The sequence below is a fragment of the Chitinophaga filiformis genome, from assembly GCF_023100805.1.
GTDB lineage: Bacteria > Bacteroidota > Bacteroidia > Chitinophagales > Chitinophagaceae > Chitinophaga > Chitinophaga filiformis_B.
Map to the genome: position 1 here is coordinate 1,535,592 of NZ_CP095855.1, position 12,886 is coordinate 1,548,477.

Annotated in this window: 10 protein-coding genes and 1 tRNA gene; 3 read left to right on the forward strand and 8 right to left on the reverse strand. The window is 47.8% G+C overall.

The window, feature by feature from the left end; all coding sequences use genetic code 11:
* Positions 1-55: 55 nt before the first annotated feature.
* From MYF79_RS06440 to MYF79_RS06450, 3 genes are all read left to right on the forward strand, one after another.
* The gene (locus tag MYF79_RS06440) at positions 56-1,036 is read left to right on the forward strand and encodes a ComEA family DNA-binding protein (RefSeq protein WP_247813091.1); all 981 of its coding nucleotides are present in this window, start codon (positions 56-58) and stop codon (positions 1,034-1,036) included.
* Positions 1,033-2,172, forward strand: a complete 1,140-nt coding sequence (locus tag MYF79_RS06445; protein WP_247813092.1) for an acyl-CoA dehydrogenase family protein — start codon at positions 1,033-1,035, stop codon at positions 2,170-2,172. Before MYF79_RS06440 ends, MYF79_RS06445 begins: the two co-directional genes overlap by 4 nt.
* Before the next feature lie 353 nt (positions 2,173-2,525).
* Positions 2,526-4,151, forward strand: coding sequence for an NADP-dependent glyceraldehyde-3-phosphate dehydrogenase (locus tag MYF79_RS06450; protein ID WP_247813093.1), 1,626 nt, complete (start codon positions 2,526-2,528; stop codon positions 4,149-4,151).
* Positions 4,152-4,554: 403 nt separating this feature from the next.
* Here MYF79_RS06450 and MYF79_RS06455 read toward each other — a convergent pair whose 3' ends face one another.
* The 8 genes from MYF79_RS06455 to MYF79_RS06490 all read right to left on the reverse strand — a co-directional run bounded on the left by MYF79_RS06455 (position 4,555) and on the right by MYF79_RS06490 (position 12,632).
* Positions 4,555-4,764 carry a hypothetical protein gene (locus tag MYF79_RS06455; RefSeq protein WP_199654887.1) on the reverse strand — a complete coding sequence of 70 codons (210 nt, stop codon included), beginning with the start codon at positions 4,762-4,764 and terminating at the stop codon, positions 4,555-4,557.
* 21 nt (positions 4,765-4,785) lie between these two features.
* Positions 4,786-6,021 (reverse strand): ATP-dependent Clp protease ATP-binding subunit ClpX, encoded by a 1,236-nt coding sequence (clpX, locus tag MYF79_RS06460; protein WP_247813094.1) that lies wholly within the window; start codon positions 6,019-6,021, stop codon positions 4,786-4,788.
* Positions 6,022-6,125: 104 nt separating this feature from the next.
* Positions 6,126-6,827, reverse strand: coding sequence for an ATP-dependent Clp endopeptidase proteolytic subunit ClpP (gene clpP, locus MYF79_RS06465; protein ID WP_110052934.1), 702 nt, complete (start codon positions 6,825-6,827; stop codon positions 6,126-6,128).
* Positions 6,817-8,193 carry a trigger factor gene (locus MYF79_RS06470; protein WP_199654889.1) on the reverse strand — a complete coding sequence of 459 codons (1,377 nt, stop codon included), beginning with the start codon at positions 8,191-8,193 and terminating at the stop codon, positions 6,817-6,819. Before MYF79_RS06470 ends, clpP begins: the two co-directional genes overlap by 11 nt.
* A 233-nt stretch (positions 8,194-8,426) precedes the next feature.
* A tRNA-Leu gene (locus MYF79_RS06475) sits at positions 8,427-8,508 on the reverse strand.
* A gap of 697 nt (positions 8,509-9,205) precedes the next feature.
* Entirely contained in the window at positions 9,206-10,405 is a 1,200-nt protein-coding gene (locus tag MYF79_RS06480; protein WP_247813095.1) for an MFS transporter, read from the reverse strand.
* 36 nt (positions 10,406-10,441) lie between these two features.
* The gene (locus tag MYF79_RS06485) at positions 10,442-11,611 is read right to left on the reverse strand and encodes a M20 family metallopeptidase (protein WP_247813096.1); all 1,170 of its coding nucleotides are present in this window, start codon (positions 11,609-11,611) and stop codon (positions 10,442-10,444) included.
* Between the two features lie 16 nt (positions 11,612-11,627).
* Entirely contained in the window at positions 11,628-12,632 is a 1,005-nt protein-coding gene (locus tag MYF79_RS06490) for a helix-turn-helix domain-containing protein (protein ID WP_247813097.1), read from the reverse strand.
* Positions 12,633-12,886 lie beyond the last annotated feature (254 nt).

Below are 12,886 nucleotides of genomic sequence, written 5' to 3' on the forward strand. Positions count from 1 at the left end.
ATTAACCCTTTTTCTTTTTTTATGCTATAACTTGCTCAGCTTTAAATGTTAACCCATGAAGCAGACGTTATGGAAAGCTTACAATAGTTTTTCGCGAAAGGAAAGGCAGGGTATTTTATTCCTGTTGCTACTGACAGGTACCTGCATGGCCGTACCTTCCCTGTGGGAGCGCTTTCTGCCTGTACAGGCAGAAGTATATACGGCAGATAGTACCCTGTCTGCCGAGGTAGCCGCCTTCCGTAGTGCGCTGTTGAACAGCGGAAAGGTTTTCCCGGGGGATGCTGGTAGCGATGTTCACCGCCGCCGGTTCACCTTCGATCCGAATACAATAGACGCTACGGAGTGGGAGACCCTGGGACTGGAAAAAAAGGTGATCAGTAATATACAGCGCTATATTGCCCGGGGCGGCCGGTTTCGCCGGAAAGAAGATCTGCAGAAGATCTATGGATTGCCGCCGGGGCTTTGTGATGAACTGATGCCTTTTGTCCGGATCGGCGGACAGCCGCCGGGTGCCTTCCGGCGTTATATGGGCTACAGGCAGGACACAGCGCATGGGAGGTATGGTCAGTATGTTCGTCACGGGCAGGAGGAAGGGCCCTACCGGAAAGCTTATAATAACAGGATACCTGTGCTGGACATCAATACGGCCGATTCCTCACTGTGGGAATCACTACCGGGAATAGGACCTGTGCTGGCAGCCCGCATTGTAAAATTCCGGGACAAGCTGGGCGGCTTTTACGCTATCAGCCAGGTAGGAGAAACCTACGGCCTGGCGGATAGTACATTTAATAAAATTCAACCTTCTCTGCGATTGCATAAGGTTTCACTAAAAAAAATCGACCTCAACCAGATGGATGAAAAATCTTTGGCACAACATCCATACATACGACATAAACTGGCGCGGTTAATAGTACTGTATCGCAGTAACCACGGGCCTTTCAGGCAAGCGGAAGACCTTCTTGGCATACCATTGGTAGATGATAGTATTTATCGTAAAATTGAACATTACATCAAAACAGAAAATTCCCCATTATGAACTTTGAGCCTACAGAAACGCAGCAGCAGATTACACAGGTGATACGCGACTTTGGAAAAATTCACATGCAACCCTACGTACTGGAATGGGATGAGAATCAGACTTTTCCGGCACATTTGTTTAAACAACTGGGCGAACTTGGCTTAATGGGGGTATTGGTTCCGGAACAATATGGCGGCAGCGGACTGGGATACCTGGAATATGTGACCGTCATCAGCGAGATCGCTAAGATCTGTGGCGCCATTGGGTTGAGCGTGGCCGCCCATAACTCATTGTGTACCGGTCATATCTTGCAATTCGGATCAGAAGCGCAGAAACAACGTTATCTCCCCAAACTGGCCAGCGCAGAATGGATCGGCGCCTGGGGCCTGACAGAGCCCAATACCGGTTCTGACGCCATGAACATGAAATGCGTAGCGCACAAGGATGGCGACGAGTGGGTAATAAATGGCACCAAATGCTGGATCACCCATGGTAAAAGCGGAGATGTGGCAGTGGTGATAGCCCGCACCGGGAATGTGCGCGACAGCCATGGAATGACAGCATTTGTGGTAGAGCGCGGAACGCCCGGTTTCAGCGGTGGCAAGAAGGAGAATAAACTGGGTATGCGTGCATCCGAAACAGCGGAAATGATCTTTGATAATTGCCGTATACCGGCGGCCAATATGTTGGGAAATGAAGGCGAGGGGTTCATACAGTCGATGAAGGTACTGGATGGCGGGCGTATCTCTATTGCAGCCCTGTCACTGGGCATTGCAAAAGGCGCCTATGAAGCGGCGTTGAAATATGCACAGGAACGCCATCAGTTTGATAAACCGATAGCCAGCTTCCAGGGTATCTCATTCAAACTGGCTGATATGGCCACAGAGATCATGGCGGCAGAACTGCTGACCATGCAGGCGGCCGATACGAAAACCCGGGGTGGCGCGGTAACACAACAGGCCGCGATGGCTAAGTATTATGCCTCTGAAGTGGCCGTGAAAACGGCCAACGATGCTGTACAGATCTTTGGAGGGTATGGCTATACGAAAGATTTTCCCGTAGAGAAATTCTATCGTGACGCAAAGCTGTGTACGATAGGAGAGGGTACTTCCGAAATACAAAAACTGGTCATTGCGCGCGAAGCCTTGAAATAATACCGGGTATCCGTTCCCGTTCAGATATTTCGTTGTTTACCGTTTAACAAAGAGGTTGTATCGAAAAGAAGATACAGCCTCTTTTTGTTTGGATGCCTACTCACTCTTCGTAATCCATGTGTTTTGCTCACCTGACTACGCTCTACCCGTAAATGGCTCATCATACAAGATCGTTTTTAAATTAAATCGATGAGCCTATCGATTTTTGTTATCGCTTTCATCCGTGCAACGCCTTTACCTTTGGGCACAGTTGTAGCATAAAAGGAATTTCTTATAAATTTCAAAGACTGTTAATTGAGTATCATAGTCTTAAAAGTCCTTTTATTATCTTCAACCAATTAAATAACTATGTCATGAGCTTTGAAGAACAATTACACCACATGTTCCCCACTGCAGATGCTATCCCGGCCGAATACCAGTTGCCGGCAGAAGTACACCAGCGGGAATATCTGTCAGGTGGCGAAATGAAACCATGGAATGGCGATGTGCATACGGTATTATCTCCGATCTGTATACAGACACCGAATGGGTTGGAGAGAAAAGTGATCGGTTCCTATCCTTTATGCGGAGAGGCAGAAGCAATGGCTGCACTGGATGCGGCTGTGCTGGCCTATAATGATGGCCGTGGAGAATGGCCGACGATGACGGTATCTGAACGTATTGCCTGTATGGAGAAGTTTACCGGCAAGATGATCGAGAAGAAAGCAGAGATTGTAAAACTGATCATGTGGGAGATCGGTAAATCATATACAGATTCCATTAAGGAATTTGACCGTACGGTAGAGTACATCAATACCACAATTGATGCATTAAAAGACCTGGACCGCAATTCCAGCCGTTTCGAGATACAGCAGGGAATCATCGGTCAGATCAGGCGTTCTCCTTTGGGAGTGGTGCTTTGTATGGGACCATTCAACTATCCCCTGAATGAGACCTTTACGACATTGATCCCGGCGCTGATCATGGGTAACACGATGCTGTTCAAACCACCGAAGCACGGTACTTTATTACATTACCCGCTGCTGGAGGCGTTTGCCAGCTGTTTCCCGAAGGGAGTTGTAAATACTATCTACGGCCGTGGCAATATCATCATCGGGCCGCTGATGGAATCAGGAAAGATCAATGTGCTGACGTTGATAGGCAGCAGCAAGGTAGCTAACCAGTTGAAGAAAATGCATCCGAAGGTGAACCGCCTGCGGGCCATCCTGGGGCTGGATGCCAAGAATGCCGCTATTATCACAGATAAGGCCGATCTTGACCTCGCCGTACAGGAAACAGTACTTGGCTCATTATCTTTCAACGGACAGCGTTGTACAGCCTTAAAGATCGTTTTTGTGCACAGCAAGGTAGCAGATGTATTCCTGCAGAAACTGAGCGCCGCCATCGGTCAGCTGAAAATGGACATGCCATGGGAGAAGGGCGTGTTCCTGACACCCTTACCGGAGCCCCAGAAACCGGCTTACCTGAAGGAGTGTATCGACGATGCTATTGCCAACGGTGCAAAAGTGATCAATGAGAACGGTGGGGCCATCTTCGAATCTTTCGTATACCCGGCAGTTTTATACCCGGTAAATAAGAAGATGAAGTTATACAGGGAGGAACAATTCGGACCACTGGTGCCGGTCTTGCCTTTCGACGACATTGAAACACCAATTGAGTACCTGATAGAATCTGATCACGGGCAGCAGGTAAGCCTGTTCTCCAATGATGCAGACGAGCTGGCGTCCCTGATAGATCCGCTGGTGAACCAGGTAAGCCGTGTAAATATCAACTGTCAGTGTCAGCGTGGTCCGGACGTATATCCATTCACCGGTCGTAAGGATTCAGCAGAAGGAACGCTGAGCGTACCGGATGCCTTACGTGCCTTCTCTATCCGCTCTATGGTGGCTACAAAACAAACTGAACAGAACAAAAATTTGCTGAATAAGATCGTAAACGATCAGACTTCCAACTTTTTGTCAACAAAATATATCTTTTAGTCAAAATTATATTAGTGACTGAAAAGCTTATTACGGGGTTAAACACGAGCGTTTTAATCATGTGATAAAATATTAATGTATTATTGCCTTTCGTACTTTTTTACAGAAAAATGAGTATTAGTTGATTCGGGTGATGGAATTGTGGATTAAGAACGTTAAATTTGGGTTAATTCATCACTCTTTACCATTTATCAACCTTCAACAAAGAAAGACAATCGAAACATTTTTACGCAACCCAAGAAGAGCATCCGCTGAATAAGCGGATGTTTTTTTTGAAAAGCTAAGATCTGTCACGATTTCCAACTGTTCAATTTGTCCCTGGTATGTTATTTACGACCGGACACTGTAAACTAAAAGGCCGATCTGTCACTGACAGATCGGCCTTTTATCATTTGAATATTTTCTAGTGTTCCAGGAAGTCGTTGTCTTTATTCTCTTCCGCAGAGCCCTTGGCGCCTGCTCTTTTTTCGATGTCTGCAAACCATTTTTCAACGGTGCCTGACAGAAAACCGGGCACTTTACCCCTCACATATTCTTTGAGGATCTCGAAGGTTTTTAAGGCCTGCTCATTGGAGAGCCCTGCTTTTTCCTGAAGTTCTTTTAAGAGGTCCATATCGTATTGCTTTGAGTTATTTTAAGCCACTTTAAGCTGTACAAGCGTGGATTTATCCAGTCTTTCTTCTGCATAACCTCTTGTCAGTACAAAAGTACTTTCGCTGGAAGAAGGCAGGTTAAACATGGCGTCGCTGAGCACCACTTCACAGATGGAGCGGAGACCACGGGCGCCGAGTTTATACTCCATTGCTTTCTCCACGATATAATCCAGTGCATCGTCTTCGATGATCAGTTCTATGCCTTCTACCTTGAACAGTTTCTTGTATTGCTTTACAAGTGCATTCTTAGGTTCTGTCAGGATCGCTTTCAGTGCGTCGGCGTCGAGAGAGTTCAGGTAAGTTACCACCGGCAGACGGCCCAGTAATTCAGGGATCAATCCGAAGGCTTTCAGGTCCTGGGAATTCACATAGCGCAGGATGTGTTTTTTGCTTTCTTCTTCCCTGTCGGTATTCACGTTGAAACCGATGGAGTGGGTCTGTACCCTGCGGCTGATGATCTTATCAACACCGTCAAACGCACCACCGCATATAAACAGGATATTCTGTGTATTTACCTTGATAAGTTTTTGTTCAGGGTGTTTACGGCCACCTTGCGGGGGAACCAGCGCTTCTGTACCTTCCAGCAGTTTCAGGAGGCCCTGTTGTACGCCTTCGCCGCTCACGTCGCGGGTAATGGAAGGATTATCGCTCTTACGGGCGATCTTGTCTATCTCGTCAATATATACGATACCTCTTTCGGCAGCTTCCACATCGTAGTTACAAACCTGCAGCAGGCGGGTAAGGATGCTTTCAACGTCTTCACCTACATAGCCGGCTTCTGTAAATACAGTAGCGTCTACGATAGTGAAAGGCACATTGAGCAGGCGGGCGATGGATTTAGCCAGCAGGGTTTTACCCGTACCGGTTTCGCCTACCATGATAATGTTTGATTTCTCGATCTCCACATCATCATCCCCAACCTGTTGGTTAAGGCGTTTATAGTGATTATAAACGGCTACTGCCAGTATTTTCTTTGCATCATCCTGACCAATCACATATTCGTCCAGGAACTTCTTTATTTCAACTGGCTTAGCCACTTTAGGAACAAAGTGGGAAGGGGCTTTTTTGCCCTGTTGCTGAAACAACTCCTGTTCTATGATCTCCTGCGCGTTTGCGACGCAGTTCTCACAGATATGACCTTCTGCACCGGCAATCAGTATTTGCACTTCATCTTTTGAACGGTTGCAAAATGAGCAACGGATTTTAGACTCTTTCATAGCTTACAAAGGTACGTTAAATGGGGGAAAGGGGAACTTCATGAAATGAAAAAGGGTGCAAAAAAGACATTCGCACCCTTTTTCATTACTTTTTCCGTAATCTCTTATTGCGGATTGTTTTCCTGCTGTTTTCTCGGATTCTTGCTGAGTACGTCATCGATGATGCCGTATTCTTTTGCCTCGTCGGCTGTCATCCAGTAGTCACGGTCAGAGTCTTTCTCTACTTTTTTCACCGGCTGGCCACAATGGGTGGCGATGATCTCGTTCAGCTCTTTTTTCAGCTTAACGAACTCACGTGCAGTGATCTCGATATCGGAAGTCTGGCCTTCTGCACCACCATGAGGCTGGTGAATCATAACCCTGGCGTGTTTCAGTGCAGTACGCTTACCTTTTGCACCTGCTACCAGCAATACGGCGCCGAAAGAAGCGGCCATACCGGTACAGATAGTAGCTACATCGGGAGCGATGATCTGCATGGTGTCATATATACCGAGGCCCGCATAAACGCTACCACCGGGGCTGTTGATATACATCTGTATATCGCGGGTACGGTCGGTAGACTCCAGGAACAGCAACTGTGCGGTAATAATATTGGCTACGTAGTCATTTACAGGGTCTCCCATGAAGATGATACGATCCATCATCAAACGCGAGAACACATCCATTATTGCCATGTTCATCGGGCGTTCCTCGATGATGTTTGGCGTTAAGGCATTAATCTGATGACGGGTATAGCTATCTACTACCAGGCTGCTGATCCCTCTATGCTGGATGGCATATTTCCTGAATTCGTTATTAATGTTCATGATGGTGATGTTTATTAGGTAATTTAGCAAATTCTTCGGCTGTTACTTCCTCTTCCTTCACATTTACCTTATTTTCTGCCCAATCAAACAATTTCTGTGTCACCATCTCGCGGTAGGTCTGGTCCACGAATTTCTCATCCTGCAGCAGGCGCTCCAGGTAGCTGTCCAGCCAGTCTGCGCCATCAGTAGCGGCGGCGCCACCAAAATAGCCCAGTACTTTCTGTTTGGCTGCTTCTTTCACTTCGTCGAAAGAAACGTCCAGCTGATTTTCGCGGATCAGTTTATCGCTGATTAATGTCCAGCGTAACTGATGATCAAAACCTGGATATTCCTTGTCAGCTTCTTCAGCGGTTTTTGGTTTTTCACCGCCGGTTTGCAGCCAACGTTTCAGAAAATCCTTAGGCAGCTCTATCGGCGTTTCGTGAACCAGCACTTCGAACAGGTCGTTGTGCAGGCGGTTGCGGCTTTCGGCATCCCAGGATTTTTCTATTTCTGATTGCAGTTTTTCGCGGAAGGCTGCTTCAGTAGTGATTTCTTCTGCAGGGAACACTTCTTTGAAGAACTCTTCGTTCAGTTCTCTTTTTTCTATTAATTCTACCTTGGTAATAGTCAGCTTGTAATATTTAGCAGCTATATCCTCGTGCAGGCCCAGTATATCGTGCTGGAACCAGGTCAGCTTGTCAGCGTCAATGGCAGCAGAAGCCTGTACCACTATGCTGTCGTCTTTTTTCTTACCCTGCAGCTGGGACTGGGTAGCCGCAGAGAAGTTTTTAACCAGGAAAGTGATGTCTTTTTCAAGACCACCTTCCACAGCAGTACCCTGTGCGTCTGTTTCAACAACATTCAGGCCGAGAACGTTATCAGCGCTGGTAACGGACTCAACTTCTGTTGATTTACCACCCCTTAACTGCAGACGCTCGATCTCTTCGTTCAGCATTTCAGGAGTAGCTTTGATCTTGTAACGGGTCAGGGTAGTTTTACCCGGAGCCAGCGGAGTAACCTCGAAAGCTGGTTTCAGGCCGATTTCGAAATCAAAGTCGTATTCAGATGGATTATTGTGGTCGAAAGTTTTAGCTTCTTTATCCAGGGAAAGCGGCTGGGCAAATATTTCCACTTTTTCGTTCTGGAGATATCCCATTAACTCTTTTTCTACTGTTTTCAGTATTTCATCTGCGAAAATGGCCTGGCCGTGCATTTTCTTCACCATGCCAGCAGGCACCATGCCTTTACGGAATCCAGGTATATTAGCGGTTTTGCTGAGTTGCTTTACTGCCTTGTCAAAATTCGGAAGGTAATCTTCCTGGCTCACTTTCACAGTGATCTTATCATTCAATAAACCGATGTTTTCTCTGGTAACGGTTGCCATAATAGTTTAAATGTTCTTGTATGAAGCAATAATAATTCCTTGTTTGAATTTTCTGCCATGAAGTCACAAAGGCACGAAGGAATGGCAGCTGTGTGGGAGTTACTTGGTGACTTAGCGCCTTAATGGCAAGTATTTGAAGCCGGGTACCGCGGATTGCCGGATAAAAAAAACGCTTAATGCTGAGGCAGAGTCTGCGTTAAGCGGTCAGCATCGGGCATTAAGCGTCAAAAAAGTGCGGGTGATAGGACTCGAACCTACATGCCGTGAAGCACCAGATCCTAAGTCTGGCGTGTCTACCAATTTCACCACACCCGCAGCAATATTTATAAGAACTTCATTCCCCAACATGCAAATGTTGGGAAAAGGATTGCGAAGGTATTGTTTTTTTATTTATTAAAAAAATCGTACCGGCCAGTTTTTTTAATTGTTATTCAAACCCTTAACTGCCGGCCTTAACAGGCGGGGCAACCGCCCGATCCGGAAGCCATCCGGTCCTGCCCGGTCATTGTCAGAAGACCAGCGGTAATGCATGTATCCCCGGATGGCCGGCAGCTCAGTTTAAACTGCCGGATGTTGGGTGGTTGCCGAAGGCGCTTTAAGGTATATGACAAGTGTACAGTTCCGTATTAGTCGGGCTTTAATACCTATATCAATATTACATTAAAACGATATTTAGAGGTCACCTCAATATCCAATCGATATATAAGTACCCTTTAGATGCCCTTTTGGTGACATTATAGTATAGGTATCAGACCGGAGACTAAGCGGTAGTTCACCAAACACTGGAAGGAGGATCAATACATCCGGATGATCTTTAAAAAAGACGCCCTCCCGGCGATAATTCCGGGAGGGCATACGTTTTTACAGAACGTAAAAGGGTGTGTGGTGTGGCATGGCGATGACGCGCTGTAAAGACATAGTCAACCAGGACCAGGTCGATCCCTGGCCAGCTTACATCAGACATAGTTCAACCAATACAGGCGCGAACCCTGATTGGCCAACGCTAATCTTTTCAGGCCTTTTGAACGGCAAGCTCCGCCTTGCGGGCGGTTTTTGCCTTATTTCTGAAGAAGAGGAAAATGTTTACCAGGATAACCCCGCTACAGCCTGCACATACTGCCGGCCAATTCCCCAGATTCCAGAGGAACAGTCCGAAGGCAGACCCAGTAGCGCCACCTATAAAAGTGGAGGTCATAAAAACGGTATTAAAACGGTTCCTCGCCTCAGGAAGGATGGAGTAGATGATGGTTTGATTGGTAACCTGGACGGACTGGTGTCCCACATCCAGTATAATGATGCCGGCCAGTATGAGAAATATGCTGCTGCCGGTAAAGTAGAATCCTATAAAGCTTAACAACTCGCAGACCAACCCTATGATGATGTTATTCCCCGGATCCCTGCCATCACTGATCTTTCCTATAAGCGGTGCGGCAAGTGCGCCTGCGGCGCCTGCAATGCCGAACAGGCCGATCTCGAAAGATTTAAACCCGAAAGGTGGTTGGGACAGGAAAAGCACCATGGTAACCCAGAAGGCACTTACTACTGCAAACGACAAGGCATTGGTGATGGCAGCCTGCCTGAGTAATGGCTGTGTCATGGCATAATGTGCCACAGACTTCATGAGGTGCCCGTAATGCCCATTGAAAGACGGCTGGCTCTTTGGAAAACGCAGGCGCATCAATACCAGCAGGACCAGGCATACCCCTGCGGCGATATAGTACATGGCCCGCCAGCCATATAAAGACCCGACGGTTCCGCTAAGACTGCGGGAGGCCAGAATACCGACCAGTAAACCTGCCATAATGGTACCAATAGTACTGCCCCGCTTATGGTCGGATGTCAGATGGGCGGCCAGGGGCAGGATCAGTTGTGGAACGATGGAGGAAACGCCAATGAGCACACTGGCGATCTGTAAGGTGAGGAAATTAGGGGCAGTTGCTGCCAGCAACAATGCCAGTACAGAACACCCGGTACTGAACAGGATCTGTTTCCTTCGTTCCAGGATATCTCCCATGGGAACGATCAGTAACAGCCCGAGCGCATATCCGATCTGGGTAAGATAGGTAACCCTGCCGGCTACGCTTTCATGTAAGCCCCATTCTTTTGAAATGAGAACAATTAAAGGCTGGCAATAGTAAATGTTGGCAACAATAAGTCCTGTACAAGCCGCCATAAATGCCGTATCTCCCTTTCCTAAATGTTTCTTCTCCATCCTGTTTCGATCAAATAAGGCCGCAAGTTACAACAATTAGCGGAAGCCTTCGAGGAGCTCTACAGCGCCCCTGGCCAGGAAGGATGCTCCCAGGGGGAGACATTGTTCATTGAAGATCACTTTTGGATGGTGGAGATAGTAGCCCGGAGATGTAGGGTCCTGGGCGCCCAACAGGTAAAACATGGAAGGCACTTTCCGGGAATAGTAACAGAAATCCTCGCCCGCCAGCAAGGGCACTTTTTCCAGGGCATTCTGCTGCCCGAACACACTATGCAGGCTACGCTGCAACTTTCCATGCACCTCCCCGTTATTGAGTACGCTGGGAATGCTGAAATAGAGATCAAAAATGATATCGGTCTGATGAATAAGACCCAGCCCTTCACCGAGCTTCCTGAGGCGACTGATCACTTCTTCGTAAACATCCAGGTTCAGTGCCCGGATCGTTCCTTCCAGCACAACCCTATCGGCAATTACATTGGGTGCAACACCCCCGTTGATCCTGGTAAAGGACAATACGGCAGTTTCCATTGGAGGGGTATGCCTGGACACAATAGTTTGTGCGGCCTGTACCAGTTGAGATGCAATCACCACCGCATCAATGCCCAACTGAGGGGAAGCGCCCGCATGCGCCGCCCTGCCTTTCACTTCTATTGTAAAGAAGCCCGTGCATGCCAGGGCAGGGCCAATGGCATAAGAGATCTGTCCTACGGGAAGAGATGGATCTACATGCAGGCCGAGGGCTGCCTGCACATCGTCCAGGTGACCGGCTTCCACAAAGCGGCGTGCACCGCTCTTTTTCTCCGGGTCAGTGCTGGGGCCCTCTTCCGAAGGTTGAAAGAGCAGTTTTATTGTTCCCTGGAAATCTGTTTGTTTTAACAGCGCTGCTGCGCCTATGAGCATGGTAGTATGCAGATCGTGACCGCAGGCATGCATTTTTCCGCTCACCTTTGAGGCAAAGGGCAGGCCTGTTTCCTCTTGCATGGGCAAGGCATCCATGTCTGCACGGATGGCTACACAGGGCCCCTTGCCCCGGGTCAGGGAGGCAATAACGCCTGTGCCCGCAATATTGGAGATGTAATCTATTCCCAGCAGGTCCAGTTCCTGTTTTACCAGGCCGGAAGTATGTTCTTCTTCGTAGCCTAACTCCGGTTGCGCATGGATTTGTCTTCTGATATCAATAAGCCTGTCCGTTAATTGTGCGTCCATCTATCAGCATTTTCCGTCAAGTTAAGCGGTTTTTCCGATATTCTCTGGGAGAACAACGGTAGCGCTTGCGGAAAACAGCGGTGAAATAATTGGCGCCCCGGTATCCGGTGCTGTAGCTGATCTCTTTAATACTGAGCGTAGTCTGCGACAGAAGGGAGGCTGCTTTTTTTAAGCGCAGGTGTTCAATATATCCGCGTGGAGAAACGCTGAGCAGTTCCTTGAAAGCCCGCTCAAATGTATTGATATGCATACCGGCCTGCTTACTCAGTTCTGCTATGCTCAATGGCTGGTGGTAATGATTCTGGATGTAGATGCATATCTGGCGTAGCTTCTGGGCCTGATCGCCGTTCTGCAGGTACTTGGGCGTGAGCGCGCTGAAATACAGGGATAGCAACTCATTCAGCCTTGCTTCCAGGTAAGGCTTCAGCGCCTGGTCTCCCTCGGGCGACTGGCGCATTTCATGCAATACTTTCAGGTCTGACACATCCATCCTGATGGCAGGTAAGAGGGCTGCCCTGCGGGCCTGCCGTTGTTGCTGCTGGTAGATCTCCTCAAAGGAGGGATGATGCGCGATGAACTTCCGGAAGAAGGAGGGCGAAAAAGAAATACAAATCATTTCATAATATCCCGGGCGCAGGTCTGCGATATTCTGGGAATTAGCAGGGAGGTAATAGATACCGAATTCTTTTTCTATCAGCATTAATTTCCCTTTTCCCTGCAAACGGCAGGAGATATTGCCCTGCAGGATGCAACACATTGCAAGCATGGGTTGTGTAACGGAGGGACGCAATCTGATCTTTTCCTTTACAAAGCATTGTTGCCAGCTGATAATCCAGTCAGGATCTCTGATCTCCTGGGTGATGTAACTGCCGAAAGGTGCTTCTACGTAGGTGGAATTTGTTGACTGTGCGATCCGGTATTGCTGATATCTGTCCGGCAGGCTCTCGGACACCCGGACATGTGGCTGCATTTTTTCAGGTATCCCGAAATGTAGCGCGGGGGGATATAAGCTGGAGGTCATGTTCAGGCATTTAACCGGTGACTGTAATAATTCTGGTTGTATAAATTCAGGTTACTACCCAAATATATGTCCCGGTACTGCGATGATACTTCAGATAGATGCGGCTTTTTTTTATTGCGTCTTCGCAGGCAGTTTTTATGTATGCTTTACTGTAAAGCGCCAGCAGCCTCCTCTTTTCACAGGGCCCGGAAGCTGATATTGTTTTTTGTGATGCCGGAATATACTATCCATCAGAAAAAGCGCACAATGGGAGA

Excerpts from the sequence above, each read along its gene's own strand:
- MYF79_RS06440 (WP_247813091.1), top strand. The coding sequence starts at position 56 with ATGAAGCAGACGTTATGGAAAGCTTACAATAGTTTTTCGCGAAAGGAA.
- clpX (WP_247813094.1), bottom strand. The coding sequence starts at position 6,021 with ATGAAAGAGTCTAAAATCCGTTGCTCATTTTGCAACCGTTCAAAAGAT.
- MYF79_RS06455 (WP_199654887.1), bottom strand. The coding sequence starts at position 4,764 with ATGGACCTCTTAAAAGAACTTCAGGAAAAAGCAGGGCTCTCCAATGAG.
- MYF79_RS06485 (WP_247813096.1), bottom strand. The coding sequence starts at position 11,611 with ATGGACGCACAATTAACGGACAGGCTTATTGATATCAGAAGACAAATC.
- clpP (WP_110052934.1), bottom strand. The coding sequence starts at position 6,827 with ATGAACATTAATAACGAATTCAGGAAATATGCCATCCAGCATAGAGGG.
- MYF79_RS06480 (WP_247813095.1), bottom strand. The coding sequence starts at position 10,405 with ATGGAGAAGAAACATTTAGGAAAGGGAGATACGGCATTTATGGCGGCT.
- MYF79_RS06470 (WP_199654889.1), bottom strand. The coding sequence starts at position 8,193 with ATGGCAACCGTTACCAGAGAAAACATCGGTTTATTGAATGATAAGATC.
- MYF79_RS06445 (WP_247813092.1), top strand. The coding sequence starts at position 1,033 with ATGAACTTTGAGCCTACAGAAACGCAGCAGCAGATTACACAGGTGATA.
- MYF79_RS06490 (WP_247813097.1), bottom strand. The coding sequence starts at position 12,632 with ATGACCTCCAGCTTATATCCCCCCGCGCTACATTTCGGGATACCTGAA.
- MYF79_RS06450 (WP_247813093.1), top strand. The coding sequence starts at position 2,526 with ATGAGCTTTGAAGAACAATTACACCACATGTTCCCCACTGCAGATGCT.